We start from the raw sequence: 20,037 nt of genomic DNA on the forward strand, positions 1-20,037 counted from the left end.
ATCCGGTATTTTGCTGTGTCCAAGGTTAAATTAAACCATATCTGTATAAATATGGCCAAATATTATAATTTTTTGTTCCGAGACCATTGGCCGGTTAAATTGTTTTGGTAAACCATTGGTGCTGGCAGATACCCGCTGGGCCGGAAGAATACAGCATAATTCGGATTTGCCCGGCGCAGTTAAACTTGTAGAAAAGTTGACATTGGTATCTTATTTGCATATGTTGAATCGAGAATGAAATTGTGAGTATTATCTGTGCCATTTTTATGGTGGCGCAATTATTAATTTATTGTTAAGGAGAATAAAGAATGGCAGTAACAAGAGAAGAAGTTGCAGAGCTTTTCGCGGCTACATTTAATAGAGCGCCACTTTCCGAGGGACTTGACTATTGGACAAGCAGTGATTTTACCATTGAGATGGTTGCCAATAGCTTTTTTGACCAAGCTGAAGCTCAGGCTATTTATACTAACGACGGCGATCCAATCTCGAGTGAAGAGTTTGTGATCAGAATTTTTGACAATCTTTTTAACCGTCTTCCGGCAGTGGCAGGACTTGAATACTGGACCAATGCCCTGGATAGCGACGCTGTTTCCCAGGGTGAAATGATTTTGGCTGTAAAAAATGGCGCAACAGGAGACGATGCGCTTATCCTTGCCAACAAGACCGAAGTTGGTCTTTATCATGCTGACCAGGGCGCAACAGGCACTGATTTTTCCCTTGCAAATATCGACGCCACTGATGCCAGCGTGGCATCTGCAATGGCTGCCGTTGATGCCACGATAACAGAACGTTTAACGCTCACGCAACGTGCCGACAAATCCACCGGTACTGATGGTGATGACGTGTTCGTGGCGCCGGTTACTCAGAACGAAATCGGTTCTGGTGAGCTGGCTAACACCTTTGAAACCGGCGACGTACTGAGCGGCGGACAAGGGGCTGATGTTCTGCGTGCAGACCTCATCGCCACGGGTACTATCCAGGATAACTTTAACGGTGCAGCGATCTCTGCTACGACCACTGGTATCGAAGCGGTTTACCTGACGGCCATCACACCGCAGATCGATACTGCTAACAACACCACTTGGGCCTCTACAATTGATGCAGGCAGAATGGCAGATGTTGAGCAGTGGTGGACTGATGAAAGCCGCGCTGACGTCCAGATCGAAGACATCCGCACCCGTCCCCAGGACACTGTCTTTGGTATGGAGCTGACGGATCCTAACGTAAGCTACAGTGCATTTTTCAACCCGCTGTTCCTTGACGGTGATATGAGTGCTGAATCTGCGCTGACACTGATCGTTCAGGAAATCACCGATGGCCAGGCACCGTCTGTTACTGAACTGGAAAATATCACTGTTAGAGAAATAAACTTTTCTCTGGGCGGTACTGACTACACCCTGGATACCGAAGACATCCGTGCTGCCAACACCTGGGCTGATCTGGAAACCGCTATCGCTGCTGAACTGGTCGAGCAGGGTCTGGCCACACTGTCTGTCTCTCACACTGGCAACGGTGTGTTTGAAATTAACGATAGCGAAGGCACGGCTTTCGCAGTTGAAGATGGTGAAGCCCTGATCCTGGGTGTGGCCTCTGATATCGATACACGTAACCGTCTAGAAGTAGGTCGTCTGGAAACTGAAGGCCAGACCTCCAGCACCCTGATTCTGGATGGCGCTGGTTCCGGTTCCCAGGGCGGCGCTGTGAACATCGCGGCCGCTTCTGGTGATCGTGGTGTTGAAGTCATGGATGTTCAGGTGGGTCGCGACAGCCACATCTCATCCCTGGCTTCTGAAAACAACCCACGTAATGTAGCTTCTGGTTTCGAGATGGAGCAGATGCTGGAAGAAGTCAACGTTACGCACACAGACGCCGGCACGGGTACTCTGCAGATCGGTACTCGTACTGTTGATGCACAGGGTGTTTCCACCACTACGGATGACCGTTTGAACACCGATGGCCTGACTGACGTGCGTATATTTGATGCTTCCGGCTTTGATGCTGCATTGAAAGTCGGTGCTGCTCTGACCGGTAACGCCTTCGACAAATACCTGGCGGATGCCGATGACACTGTTCAGTTCAGCTACCTGCTGGGCGATGCCGGTTCCAACCTGAACCTGGCTGTGAACAACGTGCTTGCGGGTGATGTTGACTTTGCCCTGGAAATCGTTGGTGGTGATGGTGATGATCGTATCAACCTTTCTGGTCTGGCCGATAAGCATCAGACTGCTGTTGACGGTGAGCTGAGTGATAACACCCTGGAGGTCAATACTTCCACCGGGTTTGCTGCAACACAAAATGGTTTTGACGTTGCTGTTGCTGCTGGGACTGACCTGAATGCTGCTGAAACCTCTTTTGACGATGTTTCCAATATCGACACGGTTGTTATTGGTGCTAACACCGTCAACGTTGGCGCTCAGGCAAATGTTGCTGCAGCACAGGCTGCTGCTATAGCTCCTGCTGCTAATGCAAACTTTGCTGATACAACTCACGATATCTCCGCAGGTGGCTTTGGTGACGTCGACAACTTTGTGATTGCAACCAACACCACTGTTGACTATACCATTGGTGGAGTCGCTTTTACTACAAACATCAATGGCATCACTGACACTCGCCTGATCAACCTGGATGCCACCACGCAGACCGCTGAAGTTTCTGGTAAAAATCAGACTCTGGGAGCAGGTAACAGCGATAACAACCAGGCCTTTGGCACAATTCGCCTGTCCAATACTACCGGCAGCGAACTGGATCTGGCCCTGAGCAACACAGCTCGTGCTACTGGTAGGCTGACTGTTAACGCGCTGACCATCGACGGTAATACCAGCGAGGTTCGCACGCTGAACCTGGACTCTGCGGGCACACGTCAGACCAGCAATACCGTTGCTGCCCTGAACGGTAACCTGGTGAATACCTTCAACCTGGAAGGGTCTCAGGATCTGCGCATCACCAACTTGGCTTCTGCAGCTAACTCTATTGCTGCCATCGCTGCAGATATTGACAGCCTGGACGTTGATGCCAGCACGCTGGAAGGTGATCTCTACCTGGGTGTTACTGGTGCAGTCGTAACCGCTATTGACGGCGCTATGGGTACCAACCGTACCGTTGAACTTATCGGTACTGAAGGCACAGCAGATATTCTGAATATCCGTGATGGTGTAACAACCACCAATGCAACAACAATCTCAGAATTTGAGACTATTCGCTTTGGAGACGGCGGCACAGGTATTGCTGCTTCCCCATCTATCACCGTCGCAACAAATTTTAATGCGACCAACGTAGCCGATGTTGATCTATACGATCTGATTGATAGCACCGTTGCTATTTCATTGACAAATTTGCGTGCTACCGAGAATGTGCAGATCAACTCAGTTGATACAAATGGCTCAACTGTTAATGGTGATGTAACGCTTGCTGCTGCAAATCCGACTACTGGAAGCGCGGTTAATGTTGATTTTGTTTCAGATACTGTAGCAGGTGCCGTTGATGCCAGCTTCTGGGGTGTTGGCGGTAACAACCTTAACGTTCAGGATTTCGCTGCAATTAACCTCGATATGGGGGGATCAACTGTTGACAGCTATGATTACAACTTTGAGCTGAATCTTATGGCTAACCCCACAAGCGGTCTTGTTAATGCCCGTACGCTGGAAATCACCGGTGGTGCAGGTGTTGGCGTGTTTCAGGACACTTTGACCCTGGGTCTGCTGGATACAGCACTGACCCTCGTTGATTTCTCTAACTACAATGGTTCTTTTACGACACAAGGTTGGGATAGCCTTAAGGGTACCAATGCGACTGTTGCTGTCAATGAATTTGATTTTATCTTTGATGTTGGTGGAGACAATACTGTAATTGCCATTCCAGCTGCAGCAGCACCTGCTTCTGTTGATACGGCTGAGATTATTACTGTTGATCTCACCCTCGGTGGTGGTATTGTAGGTGCTGGAGCCCTGGCGGCGGGTGATTCAATCACCATTAACTTCGCTGGTGGCGAATATGTATTTAACAACACTACAGGTGCTGCGATTGCAGAGGCTTCACTTGATGAGGCCATCGTTGCCGACGCTGGGAACCACCCGGATGCATTCAGCATTGTTGCCGGCGCTGGTAATGCGTTGACACTTACAGCGGCTATCCCCGGCGACATGCCCGCAGCAGTTATTACCTCATTGCAGGGTGGTGTTGCCGGTGTTACTGATGCAGCAGTTACTGCTGCTGTAGTTGTGGCTACAGCTGGTGATGTGGTTGGTACAAATGTTACCGGTTTTGATCTTGTAACCGCAGCTTCGGAGTACATTACAGCGTTTGATTTCAATACTGATGCAGATGCATTCGGTACTATCTGGCAGATTAATAATTTCATGGCGTTCGAAGCTGGTGAAAATATTGATCTTAGTAATCAGTCTATCATTGACCTGCGTGACCTTGGTGTTGACAGCGCGGCAGATATCAGCGTTCAAGCTGGTGATGCCTACTTGGCTGGATTGACAGCGGCTGAAATTGCAGTTTACGATGCTGCACAAGGTTTAGGTTTCTCAGCGGCCAATTTTGTTGCAGGTAACGCAGTTGTTACCTCTAACGAAGGTTTGAACTACACCATCCTTCTTACTGGTGTCGATTCTGCTGATCTGGTTAATGAAAACTTCTCCGGCATCGCTTAATTGTCAGTTTGAAGATGTAGCATGAAAAAAGGCCACCCGCCACCCTTTGGTGGGTGGCCTTTTTTTAAAGTGCGCCCGCTTAGGAGTGTGGTGCGTATGCACCATCCATCAGGCTGTGGTGCCCATATGGAGACAGTAACTACTTACTATTTGACATGCACTTTGTAGTTCGGCAGCCTGTCTCTCAAAGCCTGGACTAATCAGCTATATGCATTAGTTTCATCGTTTTCAACATTTTTTGTGAACCGCCGTGTACAGAACAAGTACGCACGGTGGTGTGGGAGGACGGCAGGGATGATGACAACACCCCTGCCTCCGACTCGATCCCGTTACTCTTATACAGCACATCTTTTCTCTCTGGAGTCACTATGTTTAAACAGCTAATCCCCTTAAATGCCGAAACACACCGTGACCTGCTTTTTTCACCTAACCAATCCTTCGATTTTGCGAGGGAACAGGTTATGTTGCCGCTGGTTGCCTCAGAACTGAACAAGGTTGCGCGTGAAATGGCTATTGTTTTTCCGCTGGAGGGTGGCGTTCCCCAGGCACTGGTCGGCGTTGATGCGGGGCATAACCTGTACATTAATCAATCCGGTTATTGGTTAGGGCGTTATATCCCAGCGCAATTGCGTCGGTATCCCTTTGCCTTAACAGAAGTCGACGCGACCTCTGAACAATTGGCAGAACACGGGCGCCGTTTTGCCCTGCAGGTGGATATAGCTTCTGCCCACCTCAATCAAACCGGTGGCCAACGGTTGTTCGAGGAAAATGGGCATCCGACAAAACTGCTCAAAAAGGTGCAGCGCATTCTAATGCACATACGGGCCGATAATGAACGCACGGTCGCCATGGTTGCTGAACTGGAGAGCCTTGATCTGCTTGTGCCCCAGTATCTTAAGATCAACCCTGATTCCGGCAACCCCAGGGTCATCAGCGGATTTCGATTGGTTGATACCCAGGCTTTTGCTAAACTAACACCAGATCAACTGGGAGGCCTGCACACTAGTGGCTCACTCGCCTTGATCTACGCTCACTTCATTTCCCTTAGCAACCTCGAAGACGGTTGTCTTGCTAAGCAGGCAGCTAATAGGGGAACACAAACGGTTGAAAAGGATGAAATTGACTTGGAAAAAATCTTCGGTAGCTTCAACGATACCTTAAAATTCGACTTTTAACCCCCAAGCCTGACCTCATATACTTGGCATCACGCTCACGATGCCGATGATGACGGCTTTTTTGCCTTAAAACACTCAACTGAGTATGTATAACCTAAGGAGATACCCCCCAACATGACCAACAAGACTGATAAAGCCCAGACCACAGCCACACCGGGTCAGACCCTCACCATCGATGGTGTTGATTACAACGCAGCGGATCTGTCTGAGAATGCCAAAAATCAGATCATGAACCTGCGTGTGACCGATCAGGAGATTGCCAGCCTGCAGCAGAAGCTGGCCATTGCACAGACTGCTCGTGTGGCCTATGCCAATGCCCTCAAGGCTGAACTGCCTGCGGCCAAGTAAAGGGAAAATGGGAAAGAAAAAAAATGGTGGGATGTTTCTACGGAAATGTCCTTTTATAAAAAATAAAAAAAAGGAAATTGATCTATTTGTCAACACAACGATAAATAGATCAGAGTCCTTATAAACGAAAGGCCCTCATCACTTCTGTGGTGCGGTGTCTCTCGTATTTGTTCGTCCTGCCTGAAATCAGTGCCTCTATCTCCTTTAAGTTTAAGTGTCAATGGCAGATCTGCCTGGATGAAAGTTTTCTGGCCTTGTACTTTGGAATCCACATAAATTACCTCTACGGTTGTATTGAATTCTTCCAGCATGCCAGACACTTCAGCAGAAAACTGCTCCACCTGGCCCTCAGACACAGAACCGGATATATTCTATCTGGGTGGCGGTGTTGTGATTACGTATCAAATGTTTAAACAGACTTTCTAAAATGAAAAACAATAAAGACCCTTGACTTTTTAAATTATATTTTTTATAGTATGACCTGTCTTTGATAAACAAATGCGCTGAATTAACATTAGCCATTTGACTTCAAAACGGCATTGAAGGCCCCTTGTTAACGGGGAGATATCCATGGTGTCAGGAAGGGCAAAACAATGAAACGCTTACAGGAAACCACATTACTCTCTTGGAAAGATTCCGGTCGGCGGAAACCATTGATTATCAGAGGTGCTCGTCAGGTTGGAAAAACATGGCTGGTTGAAAATGTTCTGGCCGGGGAATTTGAAAACTTTGTTAAAATAGACCTGGAAAAAAGAAGAGATCTTCACGTTTACTTTTCGGGCACACTGGAACCCGAAACAATCCTTGGGTACCTGGAACTATCAGCGGGAAGAATAATTCCCGGTAAAACCCTTGTCTTTTTTGATGAAATCCAGGCATGTCCACGGGCCATCATGGCACTGCGCTATTTTTACGAACAAATGCCCGAGCTCCATGTGGTTGCGGCAGGCTCCCTTCTGGAATTTGCTTTTGGGGAAATTTCCATTCCCGTGGGACGCCTCCAATACCTGAACCTTTACCCCATGACCTTTTACGAATATCTTAGGGCCCTGGGCAAAGCCCCCATGGCCGCCCATGTGATGAAAAACCAGGCCGGGGTTGCTCCGCATATCCAGCAGATGATTCTGGCTGAATTGAAAAATTATTTTTTTGTGGGGGGGATGCCGGAGTGTGTTCAAGCCTGGTATGACACCAGCTCCATGCTCGAAGCCTTTAAGGTACAATCGGAAATCCTGGATTCATATCGGGATGATTTTTCCAAATATACCCCCCGGGTGGACACTAATTGCCTGGATGCGGTATTTTTAAACTTGGCCCAGACCGTGGGAGAACAGATAAAATATACTCGCTTAAACCAGGGCCACACCAGCCCTACTAACCGGAAAGCCTTTGATCTCTTGGTGAAAGCTCGGCTCGTACAAAAAATCCCGGCTGCCAGCCCATCCGGCCTGCCCCTTGGGGCCACTGCCAATCAGAAAAAATTTAAAACAGCCATGTTGGACATCGGGTTACTCCAACGACTGTGCCAGGTCCCTGTGGAAATGGAACTTAAACAGAAAGATCTCCTTGCCATGTACCGGGGAAAACTGGCAGAGCAATTTGTGGCCCAGGAATTGCTGGCTTTGCAGGATACATCGCTCTATTATTGGGCCAGAGAAGTCAAGGGCAGTAATGCAGAAGTGGATTTTCTCATTGTGTGTAACGGAAGCATCTACCCAGTTGAAGTCAAATCCGGTGCCAGTGGCAGTTTAAAAAGCCTTCATCTCATGCTGAAGACATTTCCAGACTGCCCCGGAGGAATCGTTCTTTACAGCGGTGATTACAAAGAATTGCCTGATCAGAAACTTACGTTTTTGCCCCTTTACAATGTGTCTTCCCTCTGTGGGCTTAACCCAATCAGTGAAAGGATAAGCGGCAGCCTTCCGGCATTTTAAGAGAAGCTTGTAACGTTCTGCCTCTGAAACTACTGTGGTTTTTCGCTCTCTATCCATTACGTCACTTAAAGTTAGGTGCTGAATCAAAATTAATCCTCGGTTCAGAAATGGACTGAGGTTTTTTTTACTGAATGGGATAGGGTATGGGGAATTGAAGCCTTATTATTATACTAGTTATATGATAAATGAAAAATTCATATTTGGCTGATAACTATAATTAAAATAAGGTGTTATATATCATGCTTAAAAAAAAATTAGGCTCTGTCTTCCCCAAGCCCTGCTTTTCCTTGAATCCGATAAAAATGCTTTTGTAGATGAGAAGGGAAACTGGAAAGTTCCTTAAACCGATATCCCCAAAATTGTGCGGCCACCTGTAAAGAAAACTATTTTTTCCAATGTACCTGCTCATTTCAGACAGTATCCGTTCACGCTGCCTGAAATCCAGGATCAGGCATAAAAAGGCTTTAACGGCTTGAAAGGTGTTGACATGGAAAAACTTCTTGCCATGGATTATAAGAGCATTGCAGGCTATGTGAAAAATGGTATCATGGGAATGGTTTATGATCATAACCATTCATGGTCTAATTGTTCAAAACTCCCAGCACTCGCAGCAAAAATAGGAACATTAAACAGATCTGATTTCAAAAACAATAAACACGACTGCCCTCATTTAAATTTTATTTTCAATAAGGACAGATATCTCTGGAATATAAATGAAAACTCTTCAAACCGGTGCAAAGGGTTTAATTCAAAGGATTATTCATGATTGAAAAGAATACGACCTCATCGGGTATAATTGAGCTCCACATTGCCATATTTAATCGGGCACCTAATTCAGCCGGTTTGGCATATTGGATAGCGGTGGATGTCAAGCAAGATGTCGCCTTTTTCTAAAACACTTTGTTAATATTCCCGCAAAATCCCCTCATGACCTCCGACGGATAATTTGAGGATCCATTCTCGCCCATGAGGGATTTTTGCTAATGCTATACCCATTTCTGACATCTATGCAGCCCTCTTTGCCGTATCAGTGGATTGTTTTACCTTCTTAAATCTTTTTAAAACAACCTCTGTAAAGGGTTTCCAGTTCCTTGTTTTTTTTGACCATCTTTCAGGATGTTTCGTTTTAGCCTTCTGATACACATGATGACGATTTTTAAGGATTTGTATATCCCTGCCGTTGTGTCGATCTTCCGGAGTGACATAATTAATGCCGCTATGCAGATGCTCCTTATTATACCAATGAATAAAACGATTTGCCCATTCTCTGGCATCAAATAGATTTTCAAATGGTTTGTCCGGATATTCCGGTCGATATTTTAATGTCCTGAACAATGACTCTGAGTATGGATTATCATTGCTGATACTGGGTCTGCTGAATGAGGGAATAACTCCCAAATCCTGAAGCTTTGCCAGCATGGTGGCAGATTTCATGGGAGATCCATTATCAGAATGCAAGGTGACTTGTTCTTCTGAAATTTTTTCTTGATTGCAGGCATCCGTTATAAGTTCAGCTGCCAAATCACCGGATTCATATTCATAAACTTGACATGCCACGGCTTTTCGGCTGTATAAATCCATCACCATATATAGGTAAAAGAACCTGCCCCTTACTGTTGACGGCAAATACGTTATGTCCCAGCTCCACAACTGGTTCGGGGCATTTGCAATCAATGGATCAGGACTGTGCCTTTTTGCGGGAAGACTGGATTGACGGTGTTTATTCATTTTTAAGTCCCTAAGAATTCTGTACATGGTTGATTCAGAACCCAGATAAATTCCCTGGTCAGCAAGTCTTGGTACGATCTGATTTGGATTGGACTCAGCAAATTCAGGCGACTCTAATACATTGGCTATCCGGGTCTTTTCATCATCAGACAATTTGTTACCAGGTGATCAACGACAAATATTTTTTTCCTTCAACGACAATTAAAATTCCCGTTTCTCATTCCTTTATAACCTGCTGATTTTATATTTTTTTTCATTATTAACTTGATATTTTTTGTAACATTGATAATATCCCTCACGCCGGTCTGGAGGATAGGGCAACTGCTGGGAAGCAACCCGAGCGCCGTGACTGGTGACGAAGACATGGGGGGCAGTATGCTGTCCAATGTATTCTGCCCTTCCCCCCATGTTTTTGTCCTTCATGCGTTAAATCCCCGCGCCTTAGCGCGGAACAAATACCCCGTAGGGCCGCCGGAGGCATATTGTTTTTCTTCATTTTTCTGCTTGATACTTGAAACCCGCTTTAATCAATATATCCTCCAAAATTATCCCAACCTCACCTCTTTTTTTGAGCTCATCAAGCATCCACCGCTGGATGCGGGCATTCACATGAACACGCTTTAGATGTGACGGCAATTTCGGTTTTGGTTTTCCTCTATATCCTCCACGCATACCATCTCCTTTTTAAATAAAAAAACCCGAAAGCCTTGCCATTCAAAGATTATAGATAACCGTACAACGCTTTACAAAAAAAATATGTGATTTTCGCATAAAAAAATGGCCGTTTATTATTCATCTGTTTTTAAACAGGATTATTATAAAAACCGGTTCTGCCATGTGTTAGGCCATGTCGTGATAATATACGCCCAATAGTTCTCACAGAAGGTATTGGCTGGATATTCTCATTCTCCATTTCCTCCCTTATAACCCTGGCGCCACAGTGCAGGCCTCTATTGTATAAATGCAGCCGTATCATTTTGACAATTTCTACGAGTTCTTCCCTGGTATATGCTGTTTCCATATCGTGTTCGAACATTATCTTGCCTCCTTTTTGGCCTGCTCCATGCGATAGCTCTCAACATTCAATTCAAAGATAATGCTGTGATGAACAAGCCTGTCGATAGCCGCAGCCGTCGTCATCGGATCTTTAAAAATCTGTTCCCACTTGGAAAAGGGAAGATTGCTGGTGATCATCAGACTGCCTTGCTCATACCGGTCTGCCAGGAAGGTGAACAGCACCTCCATCTCTTCCCGGCTTTGCTGGACATATCCGATATCATCGATAATCACGGCATCAAACCTGGAGAGGCTTTTGAGCTTTTTTGTCAACTCAAGCTCCCTTTTGGCGATCAGCAGCTCCTGAACAAGCTGGCTGCATGAGATGAAAAGGACCTGCTTTCCTTTTGCAATCAATTCATGGCCAATGGCACACAACAGATGGGTTTTCCCGCTTCCCGGATTCCCAAAGGCCAAAATATTTTCAGATCGGCTTAAAAAAGAGCCGTCGATCAGTACATTCAAATGATTAGCGACCTTTATGGGAAGGCGTTTTTTATCAAAATTTTCAAAGGTCTTTGACGGTGGCAGCTTGGATGCCCTCAGGTTCCGTGCTATCCGGTTTTGCCACCGCACTTCACATTCAAGATTCAGCAGCTGTAAAAGATACTGTTCATACCCCCATGACTCCGCCCGGGCCTGATCTGCCATTTCTTCATAGCTGCGGCGCATGGTCGGCATGTGGAGACTCTTGAGATGGTTCATGATCTGGTCATGATCACTCATCATGCTGCCACCTCCTTGAGAAGTTTGTCATAAAGGGTTAAATCAACTGCCGGAATATGGATATCATCTGGTCCGGCAACAGGGGCATTGGATTCCATAAGGCGCTGAACAGCATCTTTGCTGATTTCATGGCTTTCGTTTATTAAAACCGTCAAAGCACTGTCTACAGCCACTTCACTGTCTTTTGCGGCAAGGTATAGAATCTTCAAATATCTTGAGGCAGCGCTTTGAACAGTATAGCGTTCTTTTAAATAGTCATAGGCAATCCGGAAACGGCTGGTGGGAAACATGGCATCACGATAGCGGTAGTTTTCAAACGCCCTCGGCTTTTTGACCAGGCTGTCAATGATATGCCGGTAATTGATTTTGTGCTTCCCCTCACCCCGTAACCGTGGCAAGGTGTCGATCTTTTTCTGTCCGTACCAGATTTCCAGACATTCCATGTAAAGACGAACCTGTATTTTTTCTCCTATGAGCCTGCTGTTCACTGAGTAGACATTGTGATTGACTCGTATGGTACTGCTGGGACCGACTTTTAAATCCAGTTTTTTACATGAGTCGATCCGGCGTTTGGGGAGCCGATGCAGGAGTTCCACTTCTTCTGCAAGGCGGCCTTTTCGGCCGGCATTCAGTTGCCCAAACAACCTGGACAGAAAACTCTCATACTCTTCCCGGTCTTTAAAATCCCGGTGACCTCTCAATAACAGGGCTTGTTCAACGGCTTTTTTGAACCGGTAATTGCGCTGCTCCACATCACCATTTTCATTGGGGCTGGACGGGTTCGTTTTAGAAGGAGTCAGACCGTAATGGTCGACAAGATCCTGATATCTGCGGGTGAACTCTTCCGGGTGGGTCTCCTTGTTGACAGCGGCAGCCAAGCGATCTGTGCGGTGATGATACGGTACACCGCCCAATTCCCATAAAGCATTTTGCAGGCCCTGGCTCAGGCTTTCAAAACTCTCGGAGAAACATATGGTACCGGTTTCCCAGTTGGAATAGGTTAAAACAAAATGATAAATCATGTGATCAAAAGGAACGCCGGATATGGTGATGCCCAGCTCATCCATATGGGTGAAGTCAGACTGGCATAATTCGCCCGGCTTATGAATTTGAGCGAAGAAAATTTCTTTACCCGGTCCTTCTGTTGCCCTCCAATGTTTTATCCTCCGTTGCAAGGTCCTCAACTGCCCATCGGCAAATCGGCTTGGCTGGTTTCTTTGAAGATCCTCAAAAATGGTTTTGGCTTCCAACCCCGGATTTATTGATAACATTCCTTTGATACCATCCCATACGTCTTCAAACGGGTCCTTACGTGTTCTCCAGTTATGCTCCTGTTTAAGTTCGCTTGGCAATTTGCCCATTTTACGGTACTTTCGAGCCGTTTTTTCATCCATACCTGCTTTCATTGCTGCTATCCCGAAATTTTTTTCAGTTTGAATCAACTTGAATAACCTCCTCACTTGCTGGTCCGTTACCATCCAAATCTCTCCTTTCATAAGATTTGGCGGCTTTTACCATTTTTTTGATTTATATTTCAGGAATTTTAATTGTCGTTCGGCGGGTATTATATATGACGCTGATCAACCAGGGTCGGCTCGGGAGCCTTTTCGGCTGTCCAATAGGCCATTTTTGCTCCACCGCTGAAGGGTTCGAATGGTCAGTCCCAATAATTGGGCTGCCTTGCTTTTTCGTGCCCCTGATTTACAGGCCTCTGAAATCAATTTCAACACAGTTTTTTTGTCTTCTTGACTGATCAATCGTCCTCTGACTCCCCCCAGATTTCCTGGGCTTTTTTTTTAAGAACCAGCAAGGCTGCTGTTTCTGCCAGAGCTTTGTCTTTACGGGACAGGTCTTTTTTTAGAGCAGCGATTTCTTTTTTAAGATTTTTGTACTCTTCAATTTGTTCTTTATTCGCCTTCGGGATTATTGCTGATATGGCATCTTTTTTCCACTGGTCCAAATTATGGATAAAAATACCATTTTTGCGGCACCAGGCAGTGCGTTCGTCAGCAGTCATGGAACCTGTTTTAATTATTGCTGAAATACGTTCTTCGGCTGTCCAGTCTTTGGGGCGTTTTTCTTTTGATTTCAATTTTATGCTTCCGTTTTGTTTGTATTCTCTTAACCATTTACCGATTGTAGACCGGCCAACACCTAATTCTTTTGCAATTTCATGGTGGGGTTTGTTTCCCTGTAACACCTTTTTTAACACAGCTTCTTTTAATTGAATAGAATATCCCATATTTATCACCTCAATGCCCCAAATTTAATTTTTAATTGAGGCGACATCTATCCTGACACAGGGGGATAGACACCATTGATCAAGGTGGTTGGCGTATTGAAGATGTTGCCACTTTTTTTTTGATCAAGCAGAAACCATTGAAAAATATCCACCTCAATGCCTCGAATTTAATTTTTAATTGAGGCGACATCTATCCTGACACAGGGGGTGTCAATTCAATCGTCTAGTGGTTTGTTTATGACCAGGATACATATATAGTGGAAGATATGAGCCAAAATATCGATGGCATCTTTGTCGATGGTATTGATTTGATCCTCCAATTGCAAGGTGTTATTGCGCTGGACGGCGAACTAAACAACATTGTTCTCTTTAGTTAAAACCTGGGAGCCAAAATCGGGGGATCAATTATCAGCATTTTCAGATAATAGTTGTGCAATATATTCTTCTGCCTCTTCCATATGAAAATCACTACTTGTCGCAAGTCTGATAATATTTTTTGCCCAATCCATAAAATTTTCATTGTTTGTTGACGTTCCAAGTCCAGAATTAGCAAACAAAATACCGATTTCAGTTTTTTTCGTTAACATAGCGGCATCTGCCGGGTCGCCGGTTGCAGCTTTAGCACCATTGATGACCGCCATAATTGCCTGGTCACGCCTAAGCGCTCCTTGGTCAAGCGCTCCTACCCAATAGGCAAGTCCTTCTGCTGTTGGAGTACGGCTTAAGGTATTCTGGAAAATTGTGGTGATAAATTGACTATTGCTGGACCCTTCAGGAAATTTGTCTTTCGTTTCCGGTTGGTCAAAAAAGGATTGTGTCACCTGATCGATAGTGAATAAGCTGGTTTCAATCGCATCAACCCAATACATTAAACCACCATAAGCGGGTGCTCTCTCAAAGGTTGCTACAAAAATTTCAGTAACAAGACGTTGACTCGCCTCGGAGAAAAGCATTTCATCATCAAAGCCGTCACAGTCCTGGTCAATACCGTCTCCTCTGATTTCATAGGCCACGGGGTGGATACTTGCGTTATAATCATTGCAATCGGTATGGTCTGTTACATATCCTGATGGCTGAGTCGTTGACTCTGTTGAATTATTCGGGTTGCCATAGCCATCACCATCATGATCCCGGTAGTAAGTTGCACTGCCCCCATATAATGCTGCGACACCATTTATGTCATCTTGCTGCGGAATGGTAATATCTCCGGCATATGTCCTCATAATGCTCACAGGTCCGCTATCTTCATGGTACAAGCCAAGGGCATGTCCTAACTCATGCACCGCAACACGCCTGAAGTCGTTCACAGAATACTTCCAGGAAGTTGAATATACATTCCAGGATTCATTGGAATTAAAAACAATATCAGTCTCGCTGATTGTAGAGCCAACAGTCCAGATCGTACAGACGGCAAGGGTAGCCGCGCCCCAATCGTCTCCGCAAAGTGTGGAGGAAAAGCTTACTCCATTCCTATCGTCATCTGGATCGCAGGGGTCAGAATATGTCCCGGGGACAATATAAAATTGAAATATGGTAGCAACGTTCCATTCGTACATAGCCCCCTCAAAAGAATCATTCCATAATCCGTTTTGGCCCGGGATGTCCACGTAAAAAGTAGTGGTGGGTTGAGGCCATTTAGTGTTTCCTAATTGATAAGCATAAGTCGTTGATACGCAGATAAAGACCACAAGTGATAATAGACAAGCCAAAAGAGGTTTGTTTTTAAGTGCTTTTATTGGGCAAAAATTAGAAATTTTACTCATTGATCCATATCCATTTTTTCACGCAGAATATTTTTGAATTCTTCTGCAGTCAAGCCTTTATTATCATTGTCCTTTAGTGCGAACTTAATGCCTCTTGCTGCCCCTTTGCTGAGCAATGGGGCAGTTTCTTCCTGGCTTGGGCTCATTTGTTCTAAGGCGTTATCTTTCATAACCTCTGTGACAGGTTGCTCATTGCTGGTCATTACCCTGTCCATGCCTGTGTCATCAGATTGCACCAGAAAATGGCCCTGGCTCCAGCCATACAATGGATGTACTTGTGATCTTTTCAATGATTCAACAAAGTAAATGCCATGCTCCCCCACTTGTGGAATCTTCATATCTCTGACATCCATGGTCACATCACCAACCGTACCACCCAGGAAGCTTAATGTAATGGTGCTACTTGAATATTCCCCTTTAATAATATCTTGTATTTCAAACGTCACATACGTATGGATACGGTTTTGGCTATTTTCTTCGGCCTCAAGGGTTAATACCGTGCCTTCAAAAACAAACTGACACTGCTGGAGCATTTCGTCCATGGTGACTTGACGTACACTTGCTGCATGCCCATAAGAAATAGAAATTAAAAACAGATATGCCCACATTGATAGTGTTTTAAGGTGCATAATTTTTCTCCTTGAATAAAAAAAATAGAATAGCCTTTATGGCTAACCGGCTATTGTCCGACCTGTGGTTTTCCGTTAAAACCAATTGATTGAGCCATTAATTTTTTATAAATTTTTTGTGATTCCAGTATAAGGTCCCGGGGCAAAGACTCATTTATCGGATGGTAAGATTTTGAGAAAAAAATAGTTTCTGTATAGGGGGCCAAGTCGATTTTTTCAGAGATTTTACCCCAAACAAATGCTGTATCCTCACACAGGCTCTCATAACTTAAAAAAACAGCCTGGGATGGTAGATTTTCCATCAAGTAGGAATAGGTGTTCATCCAGAGTAAAAGCCAATAGCTTAAATTTTGCGTATCCTTTCTGTCATCACTTTTGCCGTCCTTTTTTCCATCAAACAAGAACGGACGATGATCAGCTCCGAACTCATGATGGGCCAGCCATGCCATGTATTGTTTTGTAAAGGGATCTTCTGAATGTTTTTGCATGAATCTTTTATGCTGCTTCAGAAGTGAAAATGCCTGCTGTAAAGGGTCCCGGAACGGGATGATAATCAAAGCATTGGGAAATGCTTTGATTATGGAATTCAAACGGAGAATATTATTATTATTCTTGGATAAATAGCAGTTGTCAGTATCGTTTTTTAAAATGAGGCCGATAAAAGAGTTGAATTTATCTAAGATCTTCAGGTCAGCTGTCATGGGAATCAAACAGTCCTGGCGGATATAATCAGAACCGCAAAATGTACGCCAGAAAACTTCTTCCAGAGCCTCGGGGCTATCATAGTCGATCTCCAAACCGTCTCCGTGTGCTCTCTCCTGCATCCCGGTATTTTGTCGGGAAAAATGGGAGATACTGCGCCACATATTCGGCGCAAGAATAAATGGCATGTCTCTGTATGTTAGAGACGTAAATTTGCCATTCTCATACAATTTACGCAGGAGAATCGTTGTTCCTGCACGTGCCAGTCCCGCCACAAAAACATGTTTTTTACCCGATACATCATGGACCCGTGAGGAATACAGCAGGTTTTCAATATCAAACAGGGCTTCTCCCAGAAAAAAATTTCCCAATGCGATCTGATGGAGAAGTTTTGAACTGGTTCCATAGTTTCCTCTGGATTTTCGGAATACAAACAGGGCAAATAAAAGGGCGATAATGGTGCTGGCCCCCCCCCCTCTAATGGATGAGGCCAGTTTAATGAATTGTCCTTCAAAAAAAAACAGGGAGATGGCTGAAAAGACAATAAAAGGGGAAAAAGCCAGGCTCAGAACGCCAAATGTCAAGAGGGACTTTAAGAATAACTGCAGTGAATAGCGGGGAAGGACTTTTTCTTTCCAGCGATCAGAGATATGAGGTGAACGTATGATATTAACTATCTTGATCGCAATAATTTGAAGGCCCTCTATATGACTCAATACCCTTAAGCATATAAATATTCCTACAAAACAAACCGAACTGAATGATAAGAGAAACCAATCCATTTGTTTTTACTCCGGCGGCTATCGGATGGGATTTTTTTTAGCTGATTTTTTAATCTTTTTCAGCAATCTTTTAAAAGGATACCAGAGCAACGCAAATACAGCAATGCATATTGATCCCAAAATCCCCAAAATCACACCCAGAGTCCCCGTTGCAAGGCCGGGACCGATATATGCCATACCACAGACCGGATTCAGCACTACTATAACGGTCAATAAGACTGTTGCCATTAATCGCATGTTAAATTGTCCTTCCATTTTAAATTGATCTCTTTTCCTGAAATATACCGTGTCCAATGAACCGCCCCCACCGTATCGGATGATACTGCGTTCACATATTCCCATCTAACTTTATTTTCAGAAATGCGCATTATTCGGCTTTTATCACTTTCTTCGATGTAAGCATCACCGTTTGCCAATATCTTTAAACGCCCGGATGATCCGGTTGCTATTTTTTGCTCTGCCATTACCTGGGAATAGGGCAGGGCAATACTACCATCTATAGCGTCAAACACATAAATATTTGACATGCCTTCTTCAACAAAAACCTGGCTGTTGTCCTGTTTCCGGATGATATCATTGCCCAGAATGCTGTATCTGCCGTCATCAAGCTGATTAATGTCATGCTGATTCAGCCATGGGCCTGTCTTAAGCCATCTGACTTTACCGGTTTGGGGCTGGACCAAAAGGACTGTAGACAAATGCCGGATGCTCAGTGCAATATCTCCGATTTTGGCCCCATTAAATTCTTTGAGTATGGGCTGGGCATCGTTTAAGTGTATTCGATCCGTCTCGAATTTTCCGACGCCGTAAATTAAAGCGCGATATCCGTTTTTTAATAAAATATCCGTGATTGAGTACTCTTCTTTGATTTTTCCATCCAGTGAAACAATTGCAAACCCGTCGTCTCTTATTGGCAATACAGTCACTGGAATTTGATGCTCCATTACAATGGGAACCACAAGGTTTCCATTATGATCCAATTCAATGGAGTGGTGAAAGTGACGATCATTCACCCAGACTATATTTCCACATGCAGTGATCCTCACCATGGGCCCTTCTCCACTGATAAAAATCAATCCGCCGTCTTCTAATAGAAGCGGATGCTGAGCACGATACTCTTTGATTGTATTGGTGCCAATATTCTCAACTTTTGATTCCTTAAAAATCTCAGTTAACGGAGGCACCCAGGTGTGTAAAACCTCATTGTCGGCAATGGAAAATAGCTCTACAATAACCTGGTGATCTTTTTTACTATACCTTGAAATTAGTAGATATCCGTTATCATGGAATGTTGTATCCCGTAATTGGAAACCTGCAAAATCAAACTGCGTGGGACGCTCCTGAAGATCAAGTATGATTTTTTCTTTTACGGATTTAGGCGGGCCATCTTTAAACGTAAGGTAGGCATGCACCTCTCCATAAACAGCAGCCATTTGTTTCCAGGGAAATATTTTATAATTTCCGGCAGCAACTCCCCAGCCAAAAAAGCCGAGGGATAGTAAATATAATAAAGCGATTATGCTAAAGATTTTTCCCTTGTTAAACATCCTATCCCTTCCTTTGTCCGGATCTTAGATATTATTTTTTGTAAAGAGTTGATTAATCCCATCAGAGCAAGATCATTGAATTTATAGGATTGTTTTATAATGGTGTCTCCTTTTAAAAAAATAAATTGGTTTCCATTTTGGAACCCCCTGTGATATATCACAACATCTTCCTGATTCGCAAGGTGAATAACCTTAACGGTGATCAAAAAACAAACATGAGAGCGATCACGATAATCCATGGACATGTATTCACGATAAATCAAGGTGCTGATGAACTTACCTGAACTTACCAATTCAAATCAAATTCATCCGATGATTTTACGAACTTTTTTCAATGTTCTGTTCAAATAATGTTCCATTTTTCCAGGGCGGGCATGATTGTTCCAATTCTGTCTTTCCGCAATGATTCGCTGATAGATTTCAGTCTGGGGAAATCCTCTGTGATAAAGCGCTAAATCATATGCAAAATCAGTGGCAGACTCATTGCCTTTGTCGTAATGCTACCGGGCAAGGTTGTTTTTATGACCCCCCCCCAGGGCAATGGCATTCGCTTTGATTGTAACAAAAATTTTTCTTTTCAAGTCTGTAGTATAACAGCATGGATTTGTTAACTTAACCAACAAATCCAATATTTTTAATTTTTTGTGCTTAACTTTTGAATAGACCTCCAATACAGTACAATTCTATGAAAGATATTAGCGCATTACCCAAGACCACATTTAGCGGACGTAGGTTTAACCGAAAGCAACT

At 44.4% G+C, this 20,037-nt stretch carries 17 protein-coding genes and 1 pseudogene; 6 read left to right on the forward strand and 12 right to left on the reverse strand.

Annotated features, from left to right (window positions below; all coding sequences use genetic code 11):
* Window positions 1–308 precede the first annotated feature (308 nt).
* The 3 genes from TOL2_RS07625 (at window position 309) to TOL2_RS07635 (ending at window position 6,178) form a co-directional block, all read left to right on the forward strand.
* Window positions 309–4,655: a DUF4214 domain-containing protein gene (locus tag TOL2_RS07625; RefSeq protein WP_014956927.1), complete on the forward strand. Its 4,347-nt coding sequence runs from the start codon at window positions 309–311 to the stop codon at window positions 4,653–4,655.
* Between the two features lie 368 nt (window positions 4,656–5,023).
* Entirely contained in the window at window positions 5,024–5,830 is an 807-nt protein-coding gene (locus TOL2_RS07630; protein ID WP_014956928.1) for a SapC family protein, read from the forward strand.
* Between the two features lie 114 nt (window positions 5,831–5,944).
* Complete coding sequence (locus TOL2_RS07635) at window positions 5,945–6,178, forward strand: DUF6447 family protein (RefSeq protein ID WP_014956929.1); 234 nt, start codon at window positions 5,945–5,947, stop codon at window positions 6,176–6,178.
* 89 nt (window positions 6,179–6,267) lie between these two features.
* Here the strand turns inward: TOL2_RS07635 and TOL2_RS07640 are convergent, their stop codons facing one another.
* Entirely contained in the window at window positions 6,268–6,534 is a 267-nt protein-coding gene (locus TOL2_RS07640) for a VWA-like domain-containing protein (protein WP_269764193.1), read from the reverse strand.
* Window positions 6,535–6,771: 237 nt separating this feature from the next.
* Between TOL2_RS07640 and TOL2_RS07645 the strand changes: the two genes are divergently transcribed.
* Window positions 6,772–8,112, forward strand: coding sequence for an ATP-binding protein (locus TOL2_RS07645; RefSeq protein WP_014956931.1), 1,341 nt, complete (start codon window positions 6,772–6,774; stop codon window positions 8,110–8,112).
* Window positions 8,113–8,599: 487 nt separating this feature from the next.
* Window positions 8,600–8,878, forward strand: a complete 279-nt coding sequence (locus TOL2_RS07655) for a hypothetical protein (RefSeq protein ID WP_041279359.1) — start codon at window positions 8,600–8,602, stop codon at window positions 8,876–8,878.
* A 239-nt stretch (window positions 8,879–9,117) separates the two neighbouring features.
* On the opposite strand, the pseudogene TOL2_RS07660 reads toward TOL2_RS07655, so the two are convergent.
* Window positions 9,118–10,008, reverse strand: a pseudogene (locus tag TOL2_RS07660) (IS3 family transposase); the annotation flags it as partial.
* A 114-nt stretch (window positions 10,009–10,122) separates the two neighbouring features.
* Here TOL2_RS07660 and TOL2_RS24810 point away from each other — a divergent pair.
* Window positions 10,123–10,464, forward strand: a complete 342-nt coding sequence (locus TOL2_RS24810) for a hypothetical protein (RefSeq protein ID WP_158406074.1) — start codon at window positions 10,123–10,125, stop codon at window positions 10,462–10,464.
* 178 nt (window positions 10,465–10,642) lie between these two features.
* Here TOL2_RS24810 and TOL2_RS07675 read toward each other — a convergent pair whose 3' ends face one another.
* The 10 genes from TOL2_RS07675 to TOL2_RS07715 form a co-directional block, all read right to left on the reverse strand.
* Window positions 10,643–10,876, reverse strand: a complete 234-nt coding sequence (locus TOL2_RS07675) for a hypothetical protein (protein WP_041279361.1) — start codon at window positions 10,874–10,876, stop codon at window positions 10,643–10,645.
* The gene (gene istB, locus TOL2_RS07680) at window positions 10,876–11,625 is read right to left on the reverse strand and encodes an IS21-like element helper ATPase IstB (protein ID WP_014956934.1); all 750 of its coding nucleotides are present in this window, start codon (window positions 11,623–11,625) and stop codon (window positions 10,876–10,878) included. The genes TOL2_RS07675 and istB overlap by 1 nt, the downstream gene beginning before the upstream one ends.
* On the reverse strand, window positions 11,622–13,061 hold the full coding sequence (gene istA / locus TOL2_RS07685; protein ID WP_083863884.1) for an IS21 family transposase: 1,440 nt from the start codon (window positions 13,059–13,061) through the stop codon (window positions 11,622–11,624). The genes istB and istA overlap by 4 nt, the downstream gene beginning before the upstream one ends.
* A 141-nt stretch (window positions 13,062–13,202) precedes the next feature.
* Entirely contained in the window at window positions 13,203–13,379 is a 177-nt protein-coding gene (locus TOL2_RS24605) for a MerR family transcriptional regulator (protein ID WP_158406075.1), read from the reverse strand.
* A complete protein-coding gene (locus TOL2_RS07690) occupies window positions 13,376–13,864 on the reverse strand; it encodes a transposase (protein ID WP_014956136.1) in 489 nt (162 codons plus the stop codon). The genes TOL2_RS24605 and TOL2_RS07690 overlap by 4 nt, the downstream gene beginning before the upstream one ends.
* A gap of 401 nt (window positions 13,865–14,265) precedes the next feature.
* Complete coding sequence (locus TOL2_RS07695; RefSeq protein ID WP_014956936.1) at window positions 14,266–15,627, reverse strand: DUF4214 domain-containing protein; 1,362 nt, start codon at window positions 15,625–15,627, stop codon at window positions 14,266–14,268.
* Window positions 15,624–16,256, reverse strand: coding sequence for a hypothetical protein (locus TOL2_RS07700; protein ID WP_014956937.1), 633 nt, complete (start codon window positions 16,254–16,256; stop codon window positions 15,624–15,626). The genes TOL2_RS07695 and TOL2_RS07700 overlap by 4 nt, the downstream gene beginning before the upstream one ends.
* Window positions 16,257–16,306: 50 nt before the next feature.
* Complete coding sequence (locus TOL2_RS23525) at window positions 16,307–17,740, reverse strand: sulfotransferase (RefSeq protein WP_083863517.1); 1,434 nt, start codon at window positions 17,738–17,740, stop codon at window positions 16,307–16,309.
* A gap of 18 nt (window positions 17,741–17,758) precedes the next feature.
* Complete coding sequence (locus TOL2_RS07710) at window positions 17,759–17,995, reverse strand: hypothetical protein (RefSeq protein ID WP_232508099.1); 237 nt, start codon at window positions 17,993–17,995, stop codon at window positions 17,759–17,761.
* Window positions 17,968–19,173 carry an arylsulfotransferase family protein gene (locus TOL2_RS07715; protein WP_014956939.1) on the reverse strand — a complete coding sequence of 402 codons (1,206 nt, stop codon included), beginning with the start codon at window positions 19,171–19,173 and terminating at the stop codon, window positions 17,968–17,970. The genes TOL2_RS07710 and TOL2_RS07715 overlap by 28 nt, the downstream gene beginning before the upstream one ends.
* Window positions 19,174–20,037: the final 864 nt, after the last annotated feature.

Source organism: Desulfobacula toluolica Tol2 (assembly GCF_000307105.1).
GTDB lineage: Bacteria > Desulfobacterota > Desulfobacteria > Desulfobacterales > Desulfobacteraceae > Desulfobacula > Desulfobacula toluolica.

Bases quoted from the DNA above. Each gene is read 5' to 3' on its own strand.
- TOL2_RS07625 (WP_014956927.1), top strand. From the start codon at position 309: ATGGCAGTAACAAGAGAAGAAGTTGCAGAGCTTTTCGCGGCTACATTT.
- TOL2_RS07630 (WP_014956928.1), top strand. From the start codon at position 5,024: ATGTTTAAACAGCTAATCCCCTTAAATGCCGAAACACACCGTGACCTG.
- TOL2_RS07635 (WP_014956929.1), top strand. From the start codon at position 5,945: ATGACCAACAAGACTGATAAAGCCCAGACCACAGCCACACCGGGTCAG.
- TOL2_RS07645 (WP_014956931.1), top strand. From the start codon at position 6,772: ATGAAACGCTTACAGGAAACCACATTACTCTCTTGGAAAGATTCCGGT.
- TOL2_RS07655 (WP_041279359.1), top strand. From the start codon at position 8,600: ATGGAAAAACTTCTTGCCATGGATTATAAGAGCATTGCAGGCTATGTG.
- TOL2_RS07675 (WP_041279361.1), bottom strand. From the start codon at position 10,876: ATGTTCGAACACGATATGGAAACAGCATATACCAGGGAAGAACTCGTA.
- istB (WP_014956934.1), bottom strand. From the start codon at position 11,625: ATGATGAGTGATCATGACCAGATCATGAACCATCTCAAGAGTCTCCAC.
- TOL2_RS07690 (WP_014956136.1), bottom strand. From the start codon at position 13,864: ATGGGATATTCTATTCAATTAAAAGAAGCTGTGTTAAAAAAGGTGTTA.
- TOL2_RS07695 (WP_014956936.1), bottom strand. From the start codon at position 15,627: ATGAGTAAAATTTCTAATTTTTGCCCAATAAAAGCACTTAAAAACAAA.
- TOL2_RS07700 (WP_014956937.1), bottom strand. From the start codon at position 16,256: ATGCACCTTAAAACACTATCAATGTGGGCATATCTGTTTTTAATTTCT.
- TOL2_RS23525 (WP_083863517.1), bottom strand. From the start codon at position 17,740: ATGGATTGGTTTCTCTTATCATTCAGTTCGGTTTGTTTTGTAGGAATA.
- TOL2_RS07710 (WP_232508099.1), bottom strand. From the start codon at position 17,995: ATGGAAGGACAATTTAACATGCGATTAATGGCAACAGTCTTATTGACC.
- TOL2_RS07715 (WP_014956939.1), bottom strand. From the start codon at position 19,173: ATGGCTGCTGTTTATGGAGAGGTGCATGCCTACCTTACGTTTAAAGAT.